12 protein-coding genes are annotated in these 20,921 nt (G+C 40.1%); 10 read left to right on the forward strand and 2 right to left on the reverse strand.

The genetic code is table 11. The features are described from left to right. Window positions 1-501 precede the first annotated feature (501 nt). Window positions 502-936, reverse strand: coding sequence for a hypothetical protein (locus tag C0033_RS07370; protein WP_103227223.1), 435 nt, complete (start codon window positions 934-936; stop codon window positions 502-504). A gap of 71 nt (window positions 937-1,007) precedes the next feature. Between C0033_RS07370 and C0033_RS07375 the strand changes: the two genes are divergently transcribed. The 3 genes from C0033_RS07375 (at window position 1,008) to C0033_RS07385 (ending at window position 8,010) form a co-directional block, all read left to right on the forward strand. After that, entirely contained in the window at window positions 1,008-6,377 is a 5,370-nt protein-coding gene (locus C0033_RS07375) for a hypothetical protein (RefSeq protein ID WP_103227224.1), read from the forward strand. 74 nt (window positions 6,378-6,451) lie between these two features. Next, window positions 6,452-7,501 (forward strand): hypothetical protein, encoded by a 1,050-nt coding sequence (locus C0033_RS07380; RefSeq protein WP_103227225.1) that lies wholly within the window; start codon window positions 6,452-6,454, stop codon window positions 7,499-7,501. A gap of 14 nt (window positions 7,502-7,515) precedes the next feature. Beyond that, complete coding sequence (locus C0033_RS07385; RefSeq protein ID WP_103227226.1) at window positions 7,516-8,010, forward strand: hypothetical protein; 495 nt, start codon at window positions 7,516-7,518, stop codon at window positions 8,008-8,010. A gap of 615 nt (window positions 8,011-8,625) precedes the next feature. Here C0033_RS07385 and C0033_RS07390 read toward each other — a convergent pair. Further along, the gene (locus tag C0033_RS07390; RefSeq protein WP_103227227.1) at window positions 8,626-9,090 is read right to left on the reverse strand and encodes a TspO/MBR family protein; all 465 of its coding nucleotides are present in this window, start codon (window positions 9,088-9,090) and stop codon (window positions 8,626-8,628) included. A 391-nt stretch (window positions 9,091-9,481) separates the two neighbouring features. Between C0033_RS07390 and C0033_RS07395 the strand changes: the two genes are divergently transcribed. From C0033_RS07395 to C0033_RS07425, 7 genes are all read left to right on the forward strand, one after another. After that, window positions 9,482-10,255 carry a hypothetical protein gene (locus C0033_RS07395; protein WP_103227228.1) on the forward strand — a complete coding sequence of 258 codons (774 nt, stop codon included), beginning with the start codon at window positions 9,482-9,484 and terminating at the stop codon, window positions 10,253-10,255. Between the two features lie 62 nt (window positions 10,256-10,317). Continuing rightward, the gene (locus C0033_RS07400; RefSeq protein WP_103227229.1) at window positions 10,318-10,515 is read left to right on the forward strand and encodes a hypothetical protein; all 198 of its coding nucleotides are present in this window, start codon (window positions 10,318-10,320) and stop codon (window positions 10,513-10,515) included. Window positions 10,516-10,748: 233 nt separating this feature from the next. Beyond that, window positions 10,749-11,444, forward strand: coding sequence for a hypothetical protein (locus C0033_RS07405; RefSeq protein WP_103227230.1), 696 nt, complete (start codon window positions 10,749-10,751; stop codon window positions 11,442-11,444). A gap of 13 nt (window positions 11,445-11,457) precedes the next feature. Next, entirely contained in the window at window positions 11,458-18,438 is a 6,981-nt protein-coding gene (locus C0033_RS07410) for a DUF6273 domain-containing protein (protein WP_103227231.1), read from the forward strand. A gap of 53 nt (window positions 18,439-18,491) precedes the next feature. Further along, window positions 18,492-18,803, forward strand: a complete 312-nt coding sequence (locus C0033_RS07415; protein WP_103227232.1) for a hypothetical protein — start codon at window positions 18,492-18,494, stop codon at window positions 18,801-18,803. A 147-nt stretch (window positions 18,804-18,950) separates the two neighbouring features. Then, complete coding sequence (locus C0033_RS07420; protein WP_103227233.1) at window positions 18,951-19,814, forward strand: hypothetical protein; 864 nt, start codon at window positions 18,951-18,953, stop codon at window positions 19,812-19,814. Between the two features lie 17 nt (window positions 19,815-19,831). After that, window positions 19,832-20,911, forward strand: a complete 1,080-nt coding sequence (locus C0033_RS07425; protein ID WP_103227234.1) for a hypothetical protein — start codon at window positions 19,832-19,834, stop codon at window positions 20,909-20,911. Window positions 20,912-20,921 lie beyond the last annotated feature (10 nt).

The raw sequence follows: 20,921 nt of genomic DNA on the forward strand, positions 1-20,921 counted from the left end.
TTGTTTTCACTCTTCCAAGAAACTAACAAACGAAGATTTTTCAAAGCTTTTGAATACTAATGCTCCTTTATAATTGTTTTCATATACAAGACCGATAGTATCAATACTTACTTCTCAAGCTGGACTATTTTCTCTTAATTTACTGTTCGTTAACTTTACCGCTGAGTAGATTTTATAGAAGAACATTATTAATTATTACATTGCAAATATAGACTAGAAAGCAGCGCAAGCCTTAGTTCCGCTGTAGTTCACGTATTTTTGCTAGAAATGTTGTTCTTAGAATACGGAGCATATATATTGCAAAAAATAATCTTTTATAGATAGCCGATCCTAATAATTTTACCTATGGGTTATCGCTTTAAAGTTATTTGCAAAAGTCTTTATATTTGCTTATACCGTGTTTGAAATATAAAAAGCATAGTCCCAACTATGCTTTTTATATTTCAATAAAAAAGACTAATTGGTTTCAATCTCCTTTTACTTGGGCTTATTATCAAAACATCACCACGTATGCTTACAATTTAAACATTTATAGGATTTATTAATCTTCTTTGAGAAAATTCCTAGCCCAATAATTGAAGTTGCTCGTTCTGTTCCAGAGATCGGTTTAATATTTGTTGAGCCACAAGTGGGACATTTAGGGAGATGACTCTCCTGTTGTTCGGTAGATTGAGTTTGGTGAATATTGCTCTTAAACTGGCTCATCTTTAATTGAAATTCAATTGGATCCTTTTCTTTAAGAGCCACCATCGCATCAAGGAAAAAATTATCATCTGATACACTATCTATTATCTCATATTCTTCGGATGTAATAATTGTATCGATCAGTTCGTTTCCGCATATCGGACATTTATAGCAATCCGCTTTTATCCAGTCAATATAACCATGGAAAGTTGGTTCATTATTTTTTTTGCAATTCTCACATAGTTTTAACATAACTACTATCCCCCTCATATTCTTTGTTATGGCAAGTAGTAATAATATGAGATAAGTATATCAGAATTTGTTTGGCAATACAATGGGATTCTGATAATGGATTTAATAGTTGGTTAGTAAGTATTTATAAGGCTAGAAAGGGGACTGCCGAAGTAAGTAAAGAAGCGACTTCATTTTTTGATAAAGTAAAAAATTGGAATAATTCTTCTTTAAATATTATTGATGAAAAAAAGTTTGAATCCTTTATTAAAAAAATGGAAATTGCAGATAAGTCACTTATCAATTTCTTAAAAGATACTAATTATGGTTCAAAAGATTTACACTCTTACCAAACCTATCTCAAAGATAATGCAACTGCTACAACCTTCTTCGCACAAGCAACGCAGAAGGCCGGAATGATTATGAAATCATTCGCTGCTATGGCTGGTAATATGTTCATTATGTATGCAGTATCAAAAGGCATTGAACTTGTTGCAAAAGCCATCGATAATTATGTTCATCGTGCCGAAAAGGCAATAGAGGCCACTGAAAAAGCAAACTCACGCATAAATGACTTAAAAGGCACATTTAATTCCCATAAAAAAATAGTTGAAGATACTGCTGCTTTATATGATAAGCTTTCAGAAGGTGTAGACAAAGCTACAAATAAAAATATCAATTTAAGCACAGATGATTATAATAAATTTCTAGACATTAATACTCAACTTGCCGAGGCATTTCCCCAGCTAGTTACCACTATTGATGAAAATGGTATTGCAATTTTAAACTTAGGAAATAATGGGAAAACGGCCTCTGATAATTTAAACGATCTATTAGAAGTCGAAGAGTATCTACAGAATTTTAAAATTTCACAAGATTTAGCTAATATATTCGGTGGAGTACAAGTACAGATAAATGAGGCACTTGAGGGACAAACAGAATTTGATGAAAAAATAAAGCAAGCCGAAAACTCCATGAATATACTTCGAGATATGACAGAAGGAAAAATAGTAATTGGTGATTCTATTGAGTTTTCTGGTAACTTACAGAATGAAGCGGATGTCGATTATTATAACGTAATTGATGCAGCAGTTAGAGAGTTTTCTAAATCATTAAGTAATGAAAGAAGTTTAGAATTATCTTCTGTATTAGATACTTCTAGTCTAATTCATATGACTGAAGGCTCTGCATTTGACCTTTGTTTAAGTACATTTGCTTTAACAGAAGATGAAAAGGATTCATTAAAAAATATTATTGTGGGGCAATCAACAACTATAGCAGAAGCTTTGTTTGATTCCATTGGAGATGAAGCCCAGAAACAGTCCAATGCATATAACTCTGCTCAATTAGCTTGGACAGATTTCTTAGGAAATATGACTTTAGGCATGAAAACGCAGTCAAGTTTCAAATCACTTGATAAATCTATGCAGGACATCGCTGTCCGTATGGTAAGTGGATTACAAATGAACATAGCAAAGGAAATGAATAACGAAGATCCTTACAGCTATATCAGAGATAGTATTATCTCTCCACTAAAACACCTGCCACAAGCGGATGCAGACGAATTATCCAACGCATATAAAGAATTAATTTCTTTTGACACTAATACAGTTACACCTGATGTATCGGCAAGGACAATCAACAAATATATAGATAAAATCGCTGCTATCCTCAACATGAATCCTGCTGATGTAAAAATACAGTTCGAATTTGAGAATATTGATGATCTCTCTACTAAGTATCGCAACACTCTTGATGAGGCAAAGAAAAAGTTTGGAGTAGATGAAACTAATTTTTTTAACGCAAACAATATAAATACACAGGAAAAAATAGATAACTGGATAGAATGCGCCAATGCCGCTAATAGCGCAACAGAGGCTGAGAAAAAATATTTATCTGTTGCAAAAGATTCTCTAGAATTATTTTCATCAACCGAATTTTCATCCAAAATTGAAGATTTATCTAAATTCCAATCCTTGTATAATAATTTCAAGGAAAATCTCAAAGAAGAAGCAGATATTACCTTTGATATTGTAGATGTAGAAGCTCTGCGTGAAAAATTTGGTTCATCAACAAAATCTTTTGATGAATTCGAAAGGACATTAACATCTTCATCATCCACTGCCCAGGATGTCGAAAAGGCTTTTAACACCCTTGTCAATGAATGGATATGGGGGTCTGGTGTATTAAACGGATTGAATACTGAAAACCGTGATATGATCGTATCACAGTTAGAGGCTAATGGAGTTATGAATGCATCCGCAATAATTACAGAAGATATAGCGAAAGCATTTAGTAAAGCAGCAAATGAAGGCTATGATTTATCAAATGCTTCTTATGAAGAAGTTAATGCATTTTTATCATCATCCAACGCAAGTAATACATGCAAACAAGCATTAGCAAGGCTTGAACTTGCAAAAATAGCATGTAATGATGCAGAAATTAATACATCGGGTGATATTGATAACATCATCGCTTTAGCAAATACGGCAGGAGCAAGTAGATCGGCAATATTAAAGCTCAAAGGTGCTAAAGACGACCTCGAATCCACTAAAAATAAAAGTAACTGGTCTATTGGCGATTTAAAGAGGAATGAATATGCTGAATTGACCATATCTGAAGTCAAAAACGGAACATTTGATTATGGATGGGAAAATCTTGACGCCAATCAATTTAAGGCTGGAACTGGTGGAAACCAAAAGTCAAAAGATAATGGCAGCGGTTCCAAATCCCAAGAAGAAAACTCCGACATTGACTGGTTTGCCCAACGTACCGAACTCCTAAAAAAAGAACAAACAAAATTAGAAAACCAACTTTCTGACACCTACACTGCCTATACCGGACTGTCAAAAGCTGAAATCGACCGTGTTAATGAGCTAATGAGCACAGATACAGTCCTAACTGATAAGGCATGGAATGAATTAATCGCACTGGCTGACAAGGCTGATATGTCTGTTACCGAGTTAACGGAACGAGTTAAAAATGGATCTGGACTTGAGAATAAGCAAAGTATCCTCGAGCGTCTTATGCAAGTGGATGATGAGATCATTAAAAATGCACAAAGTTCTATTGATACTTATAGGAATTCATATGAAAGTTTAGTCGCTCTTGTCCCAGAATATAGAGACAAAATAGAACATGGCAATATCGATATTGAACTGGTTCCCAGCAATTTGAAAACGCAGATCTCCAATACAATGGATGCATATAGTAAATTGTCTGACGCGGAGCAAGCTGTTGAGGATGCAAAAAAGGAGAAAAGAGACCACCAGGAAGAGTATCTTTCCACAGAACTTAATAGCTTGGATGCTGAAAATGACAAGTTAGAAAAGACTAATAGCTTGCTAGATGATCAGATCAATTACATAAAAGCTTCTGGCAGTGTTGTTGACACGGATATCTATCAACAACAAATTAACAACATGGAACGCCAGTTAAAAAATTATAATCGTGAGATTAAACTCGCAAAAAATAAGCTCTCTGAATTAGATCCTGTTGAAAACAGCGAAGAATACAGCAAGTTGCTTGAAGAAGTCAACGATTATGAATCTGCACGTTTGCAGGCGCTTGAAGCCATTGAGAAGAAAGAATTCGAAGTTGCACAGATTCCAATCGATAATCTCGATAAAGTTATTGGTATGTACAGTGATATCACCAATACTATTGAAAATTGGGGTGCTGAATTAGAAGCTTCAGGGAAGAAATTAGGTGCTGATTACTATCAGAGCTTAATTGATAATGGCGCAACCATCATAGAACAATACAAAGAACAGGCTAAAACTGTTCAGGATATCATGCGCAAGTATGATGAAGGTTCCGATAATTGGAATGAATTATATAGTAAATTACAATCCATCAACGGCGAAATATCCTCCATGGTTCAAAACCTCTACGCCTGGAACGAAGCCTTGCTCCAAATGCCTTTGGACTCAATCAAAGACTACTCCTCTTCTCTCCAACAGGCCTTAGACGGCATGACCGATCTTCAAAGCGATTACGAGTCTGTCATCTCTGCTGTCACCACCGCAATTCAGGATCAAATCGATGCCCTTCAAAAGGAAAACGACCTGACCAATGAAACATATCAGAATCAGATCAACGCCCTTCAGGAGCAGCTGGATCTTTTAGATAAGGCCAACGAAGCCAGACAACATCAACTTTCAGTAGAACAAGCCCTATACGAACTGGATAAAGCCAGAAACCAAAAATCAACAAAAGTCATCCGCAACGGTGAAATCACATATGAATCTGACTCCGATGCTATTAGGAATGCGGAAAACAATCTGGCAGATGCCAAGTATGAGCTGGAAAAATACAATCTTCAGACTCAGATGGACGGCCTGCAGGAAGAATTAGACGGAATCAACAAAACCTATGACGACCAGACAGAAAAACTTGAAAACATAAGTAAAAAATGGTCTGAAATCAAAGATAACATCGAAAAAGCCGGCAATGCTGCTCTTGCGAATGAATATTTGGGTGCCGGATGGCAGGATAAAATACTTTCCGGCAATGATGCCGATCTCTACAACACATTCAAAAGCGTTTATGAGTCTCTGGCCTTGCAAAAAGCGCAGTATGAAGAGCAGATTGAATCAACTGAAAATATTTATGCTCTGTTAGAGAATTACATTGCCTCTTATAAGGATGGCACTCTCTCCTACGATCAGGCCATGAGCGGAATCAATGATCTTCTGTCCCAAATGAATCAGAAAATGTCCGCCACAGACAACCTGCAAAACATATTTGACTATCTCGGTACAGCCAATGGAACAGCAGCCAATGCAGATGCAATATTGAGCGGTATCCAGAATGCCCTCACCGGAACGGCAGATGAACTGTTGAAATCTATGGAGCAATACAATAAAAACTCCGGAATGATCTCCGAATATACGACCAGTTGGCAGCAGTTAACCGATAATGTAGCCAGTATGAAGGATATTTTGGAGGAAGTACGCGATGCTCTTGAAAATGCGTCTGATCGAGATGATGATGATTTTGACGATGACGATTCAGAAAGACACATTTCCCGGTACAATAACGATGAAGATTCGGAATTCGAATATCGTAAAGACGGTATTAAAGGCGGTTTAGTAGGTAAAAATCCATCTAAAAGCCGGGAAACTGCCATGAAATTACTTGCTGAAGCAAAACTTGATTCAAATGAAATCCCCGCAATCTTACATTCCGGAGAAGCCGTACTCAACGCAGAACAGCAAGAAATGCTTATGAGGAATTTTGCAGCAGCAGCATATTATACGCCGTTGGATAATTTCATTATGCCGAATTACAGAAGCATTTTGACCGAAAATTCACACGCAAACGGACCACAGAACATTGAAGTGACTATAGGCGATGTGGATGTCCATGGTGTAAAAAATGTAGAAGAATTTATTAATTCCATGGCCACTCTGTCAGGGCAGGCTTTAAGAGAACAGTTTGGCAAAACAAGAAGTTTATAACATAACATTTAGCATTTGGGAGTTTATGATGAGATTCAGTCATAAACTCCTTTGCTATACATAAGGAGATAGAAATGAATTATTTGGATATATGGAACGCATTTGCAAATTCACTTCGCTCAGAAATTGATAAAAAATTAGAAAAAGCCAAATTTGACCGGTCATTTAAAGCTAGAGTAATCGGCAAAATTTCAGACGGAAAATACGAAATTTTCTATAGAGGAAAAACTTTTTCAGCATCATGCAGCGCCTCACTCTCAACCGACCAGATCGTTCAGGTATGCGCCCCACAAAATAATTGGGACGATTTATTCATCCAGATCCCCGGCGCCGCATCAAACGGCAGCTCTGTTGCCGGCGTCTCAGGTATTAAAGGGAGTGCGGAAACAAGTTATAGAACCGGAGAAGTCAATATCACCCCCAGCAGCCTGGGGCTTGGTAATGTAGAAAATAAGTCCTCTTCTGCCATCAGAAGTGAATTAACTTTTGAAAATATCACAGATACCCTTGGATATACTCCGCTAAATGCCTCGGGCGAAGAATTCAGCAATCTCGTCGCCTCAAAGCATTTTCATGAGAATAAATCACTTCTCGACTCGATTACACAAACTTTAATCGGGAGTTGGAACAGCGCTGTATCACATATCTCCGATGCGGTAAAACACATAACATCCGACGAACGTACACTTTGGAACACAGTGAGCAGTAAAGCATCAGCGGATCATACCCATACAAAAGCGGACATCGGCCTCAGCAATGCAGATAATACAGCCGATATAGATAAACAAGTATTAAGCGCTGCAAAATTAACCATTCCCCGTAAAATAAACGGCATCGACTTCGACGGAACAACGGATATTAAGGTTTCCGATCCAATCGTTCAGCTAACCAAGGCAGAGTATCAAAATATGCTGGAATCCGGAACTTTAGATGAAGATACCTATTATCTTACTACAGACGACGAATCCGGCTGTGCAATCGCAAACATGAACGGACTCTTTACTTTATCAATGGACGGATGGGATCTGGTTGCCTATTATGAAGATGGTTCTGAACCTCCGCCAATCAAAATCGAAGAAGCTGATGCAGGTTGGAACATTTATTATGAAATACCGGATGAATAAAGGAGATTATGCAAATGTCAAAAATTATATTAGGAACATTACGTCCCCCATTAGCCACTAACGCAACTGCGGGAATCATTAAAGGCGGGGAGGATATTACAATAGGGACTGGCGGTGAGCCTGTTGTAAATACAAATTATGATACGGTGGACGTCAATACTGCTGCGAATATACAAAATATTGTAAAAGGGATGAAGTTTAAATCTATTCTGGGGAATATTGTTTCGGCGTTAATGGGGTTGAATGGGGACGTTAGTAAAATGAATAGTGATTTAATGGGCGCTAAGAATGATATGAATAACTTAAAAAATAAGATAACGTTTGCCAACGTAGCTAGGGTAAACTTTTGGGCATCAAATGACTTACAAGCTTCGAGTATAGAGTTGATTTTTGATACTACTTGGTCTTGGATAATTAATTTAACTCAACAAGACATAAGTCTAGTTATCCGTAAAAAAGACCCAGCAACAGGTACTATAACAAGTGATAAAATAGTCTGGACAAAATAATCATATTACTGATTATTTGCAAACTATTGTAAATAATCCATACGGATATGTATTTATGTCAACATTTGCTCTTGGCTCGAATTGTAAAGTTGATCCATCTATTACGACTAATGTTTGTATACCAGACATGAAAAAGGTGAAAGCCCGATAACCAAAATCATCCGGTAAGTTCGTAATAATAGTTACTCGTGTTCCAGCTGTTATCGATGCTTTGGTAGGCCCCTGAAATGAAAATGAATAGATCTTTCCAGTTCGATGATAATTAATATTCATATATGGATTATTAATAACAGTTTCCGTAGCCATTAAATCCGTTTTAGTAGCCGTTAAATCACCATTTATATGAAATTAAGAAAATAGACAAATGACCAATAGAGAAAATTTAAAACAGCATTAGAATTTGTGAGAAATATAAAAGACAGATTTTACAAGCCAACCGAAGCTTAAAACCATGTTATAGGCAGCACAACAAATATGCAATATATGTTTCAAACATCATTTTTTCAACATATGAAGTATTTCTTAAAAGCATGTTAGAAGAGAAATAATGAAACAGGTTTATACATTCAAAAAATATAAAGAACCGAATAAAACTTAATCGGTTCTTCACACATTCTAATTCAATATGAATATAGCAAAATTTAGATATACAGCAAAGATACACCATATCAAATAGGGGATCTGTAAATAAGCAGCCCGGGGGCTGACAATGCGAAACTGCTTTATCATGATAATTATTATAAGGACTAATGCGATAATCCAGATTAAAGCAAAAAAGTAAAGCTCTATTCTAAAAAAAATGATACTCCAACAAAAGTTAAAGAATAGCTGAACACTATATAGCAGCAAGGCTTTTGATTTATTAGGGCTGTTTGATGAGTAAACTATATATGAGGATATTCCCATCAATATATAAAGTATTGTCCATACAATTGGAAAGACGAATCCTGGCGGGCTTAAAGTTGGTTTAACAAGCATAGAGTATGACGACATATTTCCACTTAATAATGCAGATATTGAACCAATTGCTAAAGGAATGAGTATTGATATAATAAGAGCACTTTTATTTCGTATTTTCATATCCTGGTATTCCTATCTATAGTTTTTAGTTAATTATATGCAATAAAATTACAAATTATGACCTCCAGAAGATAGTAATTCCTTCAATAAAAACGGATTCTCCATTCTATTAAATTTTATTAAATAATAAAATTTGACTAATGGTACAGGTTACTCGTAATATTCGGAAGTGGACTATTATGTAACGAATGTAACGAATTTGCAGACCCTTTTTCTAATAACATCACTAAGTATTTTTCTGCAGTCCCTGCCGCTTCTAAAGTGTCCTAAGTATCAATATATAATCCTGCTGTCCCTCTTTTCAATAGCAAAACAATATGGCAAACTGCCCGCCGTCATAAGATTGTACGCTTAATCCCTCACACCATCCCAACAGAAAGGAGGCGAATAAATGTCTCTTCACAAAGGTTACAAAAAAATCGCCGGAAATAGCACAGCAGAAATTTTACATACAGATCTAAAAGACAACACCGTTTCTTTTAACGACTCCGAAGATATAGAAGACTCCGTTTCCTTCGATTCCATAATAATGCAAATAAAATCAACTTCTCTTCTATCTTCCCTGCTAACTTCCATCAAAACCGGCTTAATCTACCTCGATAGAAAAATCACCTTAAAAACCGACATTTTAAAATTTTATCCCATAGGTTCCATCTATCTCAGTGTTAATAATACAAATCCCAATATACTTTTTGGCGGCACTTGGGAACGGTGGGGAAATGGCCGGACACCCATCGGCGTTTATGAAGCAGATACGGATTTTTCCATTCCAGAGAAGCAAGGCGGAGCAAAAACAATCAATTTAAGCCACAGCCATGCGGTTAATAATCATATACATTCCACTGGTGACTGCGCATTGAATATCAATCAAATCCCTTCTCACAACCATTGGCTTGCGAATGCAGCCATCGTTGTTAATAATGGAAACAGCGCAACTGCTCAGTTCGATGCAGGTGTCTCAGGCTTTAGCTCCATACCAAACTCCGGGTGGTTTATGGAATGGAAAAAGGGCACTATCTGGGATACCCAATATGCCGGCAGCAATCAGGCACATAATCATGGAAGCACCGGTGGCTCAGCTCCCGGTACAAACTTACAGCTTTCCACATCCCAGCAAATCGTTCAGCCATATATCACCTGTTACATGTGGAAAAGAACCGCCTGATCCCATTTTCCATCTTTTTCAACTGATCAGATAATACATCAAATAAGATAGGAGAAACACTCATGTCTTTATATAAAGGTACAAAAAAAGCCGCCGGAAATATCACATATGAAAATATTGGAGGCAATTTAGGCAATCATCCCATAATTTTTGACGATTCAGGGAATGCAGATGAAGTTGAGTCCTTCAGCTCCATAGCCAATCAGATATCAAGCAAACGTATTCTCTCATCATTGACAGCCCTGATAAAAACCGGATAAGTCTTCTTCCGATCACGGCATTGTTTTAATTTGGGGAGATGATGGATATTTATATGTGAAAGTTGACAAAAGCTATGTGGCTATGATAAAAGGCTGGACAAAAATACGGTAGTTTGAAAATAAAACAAATAGGGTATATTTTATCCCTCCATGCAGCATCCAAACGCACATACAGCCATGCTCCCCAATTTGCTGCTTTTAAAAGAATAAAAAGAAAGGTTAGGTATGATGTTATGTATACACTATTATTACATGCCAACAATACGGTAACAGCAACAAATGTAACCGGCGTAAAAATAATTCAAAATTCTGCCTCCAATACGGTTCAGTTTCTGTCACCTGCTGTAGATGATGAAGGAAATGACCTCACCGACGCCGTGATGCAGTTAGAGTACATCTATCCGGTCAGCAAAGAATACGGTGTTAAATATTTAATGCCATCTTCTGTCAATTACAAAACAAACTATGAACTGCAGTATCTGCTTCCCATGGACATCTCTATGACCAAAGAAGCCGGAGATATCCGGTTCGTGGTAACTTTTATGAAATTAATGGAAACGGATGGCGAGCCCCAGTTAAAGGAATACGTCAATAAACATTTAGAAGGCATCATCCCCGTCACAGAGGGCAGCAAATGGCAGACCTATATTCCAGACGATCTGCTTCTTCCGCTGGATCAGAGAATTCTGAAACTGGAAGCACAACAGGCTCTGTTGGTTGGACTGGCTGGTAAATTGGAGACAAAACAGCCGGCCGACGTCATCTTGAATAATGACCGGATTAAATTGATCAACGATAAAAAAGAACACCTCGGCGAAGGGCTGGACGTTCATGATCTCACCCCCATAATCGGAAATGATGTGGTTGGAGCCGATTTGGACGGTACAATTGACGGCGTAACCCATTTAGACCCATTAGTCGAAGAATAAGGAGGTATTATGAATGGCAGTTTCTTACCGCACATCACTGCAAAACCGGAATCAGGACGCTTCCGCCGCGGCATCTGAAATCAATCCAATGAATTCCGAAGAAATTACTGATACAGAGGAATATACCCCCTGCAGCGACGGCAGATATAAATGGTATACCAAGTATCACGATACTAACTATTCTACAATTGACGCACAAAAAGGCATTTCCATGGATGCCAGTCAGGTCAATATCACTCAGGAAACCCGCAGCCAGTTTATACCGTTTAAAATACCGAGATATTATGACGGTATGGATTTAATGGATATGATAATTCAGATCCATTATCAAAATGCCTCTAATCACGATGGCATTGCGGCCGTGGTTAATGTATCCAGCAGCCGGAATTTCATTATCTTTGGATGGCTGATCGACAGCAGCGTCACTTCCGGAAAAGGGGAGGTAAAATTTGAAATCACCGCTTCCGGAGTAAACGAACGCGGAGAATCCTACGTATGGAAAACCCAGCCCAACGGCAGACTCAACGTCTTAGAAGCCTTAGCCCACTCGGGAAGCGGCGTTATAGAGCCTGATTTATCCTGGTATGAGACCTTTCTCTTCTCAGCAAGCCAAACATTGGCATCCGCAAGAACAGCGGCCGACCGGGCTGAAAGCGCAGCCAACGAAGCGGCCGCATCCGCTGAAAACATCAACAAAGACGCCATCAAGGAAGAAATTAAAGGTTCTATCATTGATGACGTAAATGCCGCTACGGATGAAAAATTAAAGAATCATTATGTAAAATCCGAAATTGACCAAATCATTGTAGAATTGGAAGAATCCATCAGTAAAATTGACAGCCTATCCAATTTAAAGGTCGGATATGTCCAGGAAACGGGAGACTTGACTTTTAGGGATGGAGAAAAAGAAATCACTTCCATAAAAATCAACAGCCTGTCCAATTTAAAAGTCACCTACACGATTACGGAAGGTAAAGGGATACTACATTTTTATAACGGAGAAACGGAAATCTCTTCCGCAGAAATCGGTTCCATCGATCCATCCGCCGAATGGGCCGGTACTTTTAAGACCGGTATTATAAATGAAGTTAACAATACAATAAGCAGCTCCATAGGAGAAATAAGCGCCGCAGTCACCGAACTCACAGGCACCGTGGAACAGACAGCAGCGGAGCTCACCTCTTTAGAGGAAAAAACCATTTCACTCACTTCCGCTTCTGAATCGGCACAAAAAGAGCTTGAAACAGTTAAGACACTCCAAAGTGAGCTTCAAAAAGAGGTTACCGCCAATACAACGGCTAACACGTCTCTAGCCAACACGGTTTCCACACTCAAAAACGAAGTTGGCGGGTTTAATCAAGACGTTATCAGCGTCAATGAAAATTTAACTTCACTGGAAGAAAAAGTGAACAATATAACCTCTGTAAAACCAAATGTTTATGATGTCAGCTATTCTGACAATACTTTTACCTTATATGAAAATGAAGAGGTAAAGCAGAAGTTCACCATCACAGGAGGCAGCGGCGGCGGCTCAGACAGCTCAACGGCGTCAATCGAACGCATTACCCCGGCAAGCCTGGTAATCTTATCCGATAAAACAGCTCTTATTGAATACAGCTTCTCATCCATCGATAATGTGGGAGACAGCACAGGAAATGGTACCGCAAGCTGGAAAGTGGGCAATACGGCAGTCGCCTCTTCCACTGCTCTTCAGGGCAAAAACTCGTTTGATATTACCCAGTACTTAAAAACAGGTTCCAATAATATCCGTTTAACAATTACCGACAGTTTTGGAACGATCGCGACAAAAACATGGACTGTAACTGTTGTGGAATTCAAAATCGACAGCATTTTCGATGACTCACTCTTCTATTCTGGAGAAGTAAGTTTCCGCTATACTCCATATGGAGACATTCAAAAAAAGATTATATTTAAATTGGATGATAAGGAAATCGGCAATATCACTACATCTGTTACAGGCCGTCAGATGATTCAGTCAATTCCCGCTCAGGAGCACGGCGCTCACCTGCTGGAAGTATATATGACTGCAGTTATCGATGGGGCGGACGTGCAAAGCGACTCTGTATATAAGGATATTATCTGGGTAAATGCAGAAAGCTCCGCTCCGATTATCGGATGCGCTGTCCGCTCATTTACATCCAAACAGTATAATACCGTCACCATACCATATGTGATCTATGATCCCGAACATAATCCGGCCAACGTCACATTGACAGTTGACGAAAAAACAGTATCTGAGCTGAGCGCGGACCGTCTCAAACAGATCTGGAGCTATAAATCATCTGAAATTGGAGAACAGACTCTAACCATCACCTGCGGTGAAGCCGTTAAGACCATCTCTGCCAATATAGAAGAACTGGGCATTGATATCACTCCCGTTACCACCAACCTGGCACTCGATTTCAATCCGGCCGGACGAAGCAACCATGATTCCGACCGTTTATGGACCGACGGCAAATCCCATTTGACCGTATCCGATAATTTTGACTGGTCAAACGGAGGATATCAGACCGACAAAGACGGGGATATCTACTTCTGCGTGAAGGCCGGCACTACCGCCTCAATTGATTACAAACTATTTGAGGATGATGCCAAGAAGACCGGGAAGAATTTTAAACTGATCTACAAAACGACAAATGTACGGGATTATGATGCCCTGGCCCTCTCATGCTTTGACGCCGGAATCGGTTTTAAAGTTTTCGCCCAGAATGCGGTTTTAACTTCCGAACAGAATGATATTACGGTTCCCTACTGTGAAGACAATTATATGGAATTAGAGTTTAATATCCTGCCGGATTCTCAATACACGGAAATGGTGATGTGGATCGATGCAGTCCCCACCAGAGTGAAACTCTATTCATCCTCAGATTCCTTCACCCAGCCAAATCCTCAAAGTATAGTGATCGGATCGGATGACTGTGATGTGTGGATTTACCGCATGAAGTCCTACACCATGAATTTAACTGATGATGAAATCCTCGATAACCGCATTGCAGACGCAAAAAATGCGGATGAGATGATTGAACGCTATATGAAAAATCAAATTGTGGGCGCTGACGGAACCATCGATCCCGATATCTTAGCCGAAAGATGCCCCGGGCTGCGCGTTATCAAAATATCCGCTCCGCATTTTACAACCGGTAAGAAAAATGAAGTATCCGATACAACCGTGCAGCACATATATTACGGCGGACGTGAAAATGAGGATAACTGGACTGCTTTTGGTTCCCATAAAGGACAGGGCACCTCTTCTGAATACTATGGAGAATCCGCCCGCAATATAGACTTAAATTTATCCGGCGGCTTTACCATGGCAGACGGCACAAAGGCCGATAAATACGGCATGACAAGCAGTTCCGTACCTGTTAATTATTTTAACATCAAACTAAACGTCGCATCATCCGAAAACCTCAATAATGCATTTCTTACCCAGGAATACAATACGTGGAATCCATATTTAAGACCTGCCAGATTAAAGGATGAAAAGATCAGGGACACCATGGAATTCCATCCCTGTGTTATCTTCGTGCAGGAAACCGATCCTTCCAATGCGACTGTGTTTAACGACGGGGCCTGGCATTTCTACGGTTGCGGCGATTTTGGAAACTCCAAGAAAAATGACGAAGTATTTGGCATGGACCCTGATAACCATAAAGAATTCATTATCGAAGTGGACAACAACACCGACGACCAGACAAGATTTTTATCGGATGATCTGACCGGCGAGACATGGGACGGCGACAACAGCTTCGAATTCCGCTACAGCAATCCAAATTGCACAGAAGCAGAACTTCAGGCCGGAAAAGACGCTTGGCAGAGAGTTTTATCCTGGGTCGTTAACGCCAGCCCTGAAACATTTGCCGCTGAATTTGAAGATTATTTTGTTAAAGATTCCGTGCTCTTCTATTATCTGTTTACAGAGCGCCACACCATGATCGACAACCGGGCAAAGAATACTTTCTGGCATACAGAAGACCTGATTCACTGGGATATCTGCTTCGATTATGATAACGACACCGCCATGGGCAATGATAATGAGGGCGGCCTCACTTTTACTTACGGTTATGAAGACACCGACACCATCGGATCAAAAGCCGTTTTCAATGCTCATGACAGCAGGCTTTGGTGCTTGGTAAGAGACTGCCTGGCCGACGATCTGGCCGCATTGTATATCCGCCTGGAAAGCAGGCTGACCTGGTCCTCCGACCGCATTTTAAAAGCCTGTGAGGAATATCAATCCGTAAAACCGGAACGCTTGTGGATTGCCGATATGAGACGGAAATATTTCAGGACTTACGAAGATAACGGAACCACCTCTTATCTTCCGATGATGCACGGCGATAAAAAGCATCAAAGAAGGCAGTATCAAAAATACCAGGAAAAATACATAGCCTCCAAATATGTAGGATCTGCCTGCACCTCCGATGTTATCACCATCCGCGGCTACACCCCTTCCCAATGGACCGGCGTCGAACCGGACGGTACCTTGCACATAAAACCATATGCGGATATGTATATCGTAAACCGCTACGGATCTAATATTGTCAAACAGAGAGCAAAGAGAGGAAATACTTATACCGTAGAATCTCCGATTGCCGCCATGAATGATACGGAAGTTTATACATATAACGCTTCAATGGTACAGAGTATCGGAGATATATCAGGCTTTTATGCCGGATATACGGATTTCGGACAGGCGGTTAAATTAACCGATTTATCCATTGGCTCCGATGTAACAGGTTACAGCAATACAAATATGTCTGACTTTGATATCGGCAACAACGGACTGCTTGAGAAACTAAACCTTCAAAACCTGCCCAATCTGAAAAAGACCATCTCTCTGTCCGGATGTACCAATTTGGAAGAATTTTTAGCGGACGGCTCCGGCATCACCGGCGTCATCTTTGCATCTGGCGGAAAGATCCATACAGCTCATCTTCCGGCAGTATCGTCCATATCAGGCTCAGATTTATATTATCTCAATGATTTAACTATCGAGAACTATGAAAACCTTACCACACTGCGCCTCGACAATTGCCCTGCCGTCGATGAAATGGAATTATTATCAAAAGCCGAAAATCTAAACCGTTTAAGGCTGACCAATATAAACTGGAATCTGGATGATACTTCTTTATTAGACCGTCTGGCCAAATTATCCGGTATAGATGAAAATGGATATAATACGAACACTTCCGTTCTCAGCGGCTCCGTTCATGTTCCGGTTATGAGACAGCAGAAACTGGATTATTATAATTCTGTTTGGAAAGATCTAACGGTCACATATGATACCATGATTGCCCAGTATACGGTCACTTTTGTCAACGATGATGAAAATCACACGGTTCTCGATGTCCAGTATGTCGACAAGGGCGGAAATGCCGACGATCCAATCCAAAGGGAAACAGACCCGATAAAAGTTCCTGAAAAAGCGAGTACGGTAAGCACCCAATATACATTTGAAGGCTGGGATGATTCCTTTACGAACATCTTTTCCGATAAAACCATCACTGCCGTTTACACAGAAGCCGTGAGAGAATATACCGTGAAATATGTCTCCAAAGGCGTTGTCCTGAAAGAAATGACTGCGCCGTATGGTTCCATGGTCTCCTATGACGGCGACCTGCCCGTCTATACAGCAGAAGAAACCGCATTCAAATATTATGTGTTCGAGCGATGGGATAAAAGCGGTCTCGTAACAGGCGCCAAAACAATCAATGCTGTTTTCAGCGTCTGCGAATACACGGACGGATATTTTAACAACAAAGAATTAAATGATCTCACCCCGGCCGAATTATACGCAGCCATGAAATTGGGTAAAGAAACTTCCTGCTTTTCACTGAAAGACCGTTTGGATTTTAAATTCGGCATTGATTATTCCTATGATGATATTGAAGAATTCCGTATTGTGGAATCCGACATGGCATTTAACGGCTCCAATTATTTGGATACGAATCTGGATTTAATGCGGGAAGACCGGGATTTCACACTGGCCATTGACTACGAATTTGCCTCCGGCAACAAAACCGGAAACGTACTTGCACAATGCTTCCAATCAGACGGTTCAAATGGTTTTAAATTATGGTACAGCACAGAGCCAAAACTCTCCTGGGGCACAGATTCTCTCACACCATCCTCCGGGCTGGGCCGGGAAATCGTCGTTCTCCGCCATCGTGCAGGAAGCCGTCAGCTTCAGGTTTATATCTCCAATATAACCGGTACTTCCATTCATACTCAGGTCCTGACATCCACCCGGATTCCTTCAATCAATTCAACATTCGTGCTGGGATGCAGCAAAGCGGACGACGGCGTCTATGAAAATTTTGCAAAAGGAACGGTTCATTGGTGTAAAGTATGGTATGCGGATCTGGGAGAAACGCTTTGTTCAGATATTTCACAATGGATTCACGAAACCGTGCCCATGGAGCTGGCCAAATTCAAAGGATATTATATGGCTAACGCCGAATCGAAACGGGCTGCCATCACATTTTTAGGCGCTAACACCCTTTCCATCCGCAGAATTTTCAGCAATAAGAGCACCAATGCAGGCGGATGGGCCGACTCCACCTTAAATACATGGATGAACACCCGCCTTTTAAAAGCGATCTCCCCATCCTGGAAATCCCTGATAAAGCCGGTAAAGGTCTACTCTTCGATCGGTAATAAGTCGACAGAACTGAGCCAGTCCGCCTGTCATTTCTACATACCATCCTTATATGAATTAGATAATGGAAATGCCGTTGACCCTTATATCAACGAAACTAATGCCACGATCGCCTATATGACAAATTCCGACTCCAGAAAGCGTACCAACATTTCCTCCCCGGATATCTGCGTTGATTACTGGACCCGAAGCCCAAATATAAGCCACGCCAATTATCTGTTCACAATTGCTGCCGACGGCACAAATTACGGTTTCTCGTATCCGTCGTATGAAAGCGGCATTTTACCGATGTTCTCAATCGGAGTTGATTAACAAAAAGGGCATGATCTTTTTAGGGTCATGTCCTTTTGAGAAAGGAAATGCAAATGTATTATAAAGTGCTTAAAGACAACAAAGTTGTCGACATTTTAGATCGTATTATTTATGTGAAATACCAGGAGAAAAATGACTTGATCCTTTTGTGCGGTCCTGAAGAAGCGGAGGCAATTCTCTCTTCTGATGGGAATTATGCCTGGCATATCGAAGGCCTGTATCATTACAAACCGGATAATGAATTGTCATCAATCGTCGAAATCACAAAACACGAATACAACCAGAGAAAATCATTTGGCGGCCTGACCCGGGAAGAACTGATCGATGCATATACCCTGGAGTTATTGGAAGGAGGGATTCTATAACCATGAATTCAATCATGTTTCTGGAAAGCCTTAAACGGCTGTATGCGTCAAAAAAAGTTACAGAAGACAAACTAAAATCAATGGTTTCCGAAAAAGAAATCTCTGAAGCAGATTTCAAATTTATCATTTCAAAGTGAGGTAAAAATTATGGCTTATACACCACAATATTTCCAGGCCTCTACGATGGATGTTGTTAATAAAGCATTAGAATGCGGTTTGATGAAATACCCCGGTATCTGCTATGTAACCGGCCTGAATACTTTGGTATGGATAACAGAGCAGGGAACTCCGGAATGCATTGCAGATATCGGCGCCATAACAAAAGCGGATTACTCATTGGGCGTTTTATCTTTTTACAATAAGAATAAACTGCTTTTCAGCGTGGACATCGGAATGCCGGAAGATATCGCCCAGGATGTTATCGACAATATAACAAATAAACTGGATTTAACCAGTTATGCCAAAAGCAAAGACGTTGTCCAGCTTTTAGATAACCGTGTCGGAGACATTGAGGGGGCTTTAAGCGTTGCTGATTTTGTAAACAGCCGTTCATACAATGCGATCAACGATATTCCAATCACCCAGATTCAAGGCTCTTTAGCCGCAGCCGTAGACCTGTCAAAGCTTTCAAACGGCGTATATAAAATATGCGGACAGTTCCAAATATGCAGCAATCATACGATACAATATTCTGCTGACTCTGATTTATTCTCCATTGAGCAAACAGAGGACTGTGTCTCTATCACAAAACTCAGCAGCAATTCCATCACCATCTACTCTGTTTTTCCCACCGGCGACTATATTATAAACAAATATATTACGGAAGAATGGATTCAAACCCAGGATTTCATTACCGGTTCTGAGGTAAAAGAGTATGTTAAATTATTAATGCAGGATTCGGTAAATGACATGGTAACGACAGCGCTTAATGAGAACTTAGATAAAATGCTGGACGATAAACTGTCAGGTATCGATCCCAAAGAAATTCAGGCTTTATTTAACCGTATATAAATTGGAGGAATTTTAAAATGGCAAAATTACAATATATGACACTCGCTAACTTAACAGAATATAATGATTTACTGGGTGCTGATCTCTTAACAAAAATCAATGAAGCCGTATCCCCGGCCATTAAAACAGTCTCACTGTCAGACGATAAACAGACACTCTATTTCTATACAAAGAAAGCTCCCGTAACCGTTGATGACGCAGCTTTCAGCATCCCCTTACCTGCGCCGGTGGATATCAGCGGAAAAATTGACAAGGTTTCCAACAGTACAGCCGGAAACTTGGCTTCCCTTACCGCAGACGGCAGCATTGCCGATTCCGGAAAAAAAGCCGCTGATTTTGCATCTAAATCCGATATCTCCAATTTAAATGCTTACGTCGGCACAATCCCGGCTGATTCAAATGCATCCTCTGTAATCGAATACGCAAAAGAAGCTGCGGACAAAGCGAAAGCTGACGCATCTTACGACGACACCGAATTGCGGGCCAAAGTAACCGCCAATACCGATGCGGTTGCCATCCTGAATGGTACAGGAACTGGATCGGTCAGCAAAACCGTTTATGATGCGGTTGCCGAAGTAGTCGCCGGAGCTCCGGAATCAATGGATACCCTGAAAGAAATTTCTGATTGGATTCAGGGCCATTCTTCAGATGCTGCCTCCATGAACAGCCGAATCGGCGATAATAAAGCCGATATTGACGCCTTAAAATCATTGATCGGGCAGCTTCCGGAAGGCAGTAAAGCAAAAACAATTATCGCCTACATTGCAGAATACGTTACAAATGCTGTGGGAAACATCGATCTCTCAAAATTTGCATTAGTAACCGATTTAACCGCCGCCGTCGGCCGCATTTCCAAAAATGAGGCTGCCGTCACAGCAATTAACGAAGCTGCTGCCGCTTTAACAGCCAGAGTAACAACTGCGGAAACTGATATCGATACAGTAGAAAAAGGACTTAAAACCGCCAACACAAATATAGGAACCAACACCTCCAACATTCAGAATAATTTATCCAAGATCACAGCCCTGGAGGGTTTGGTTGGAGACGGATTTGAACCAATTCCATCCGCTTCTATCCGGTCCCTGTTTAATAAATAAAGGAAATAGG

Source organism: Clostridium sp. chh4-2 (assembly GCF_002899675.1).
GTDB lineage: Bacteria > Bacillota > Clostridia > Lachnospirales > Lachnospiraceae > CHH4-2.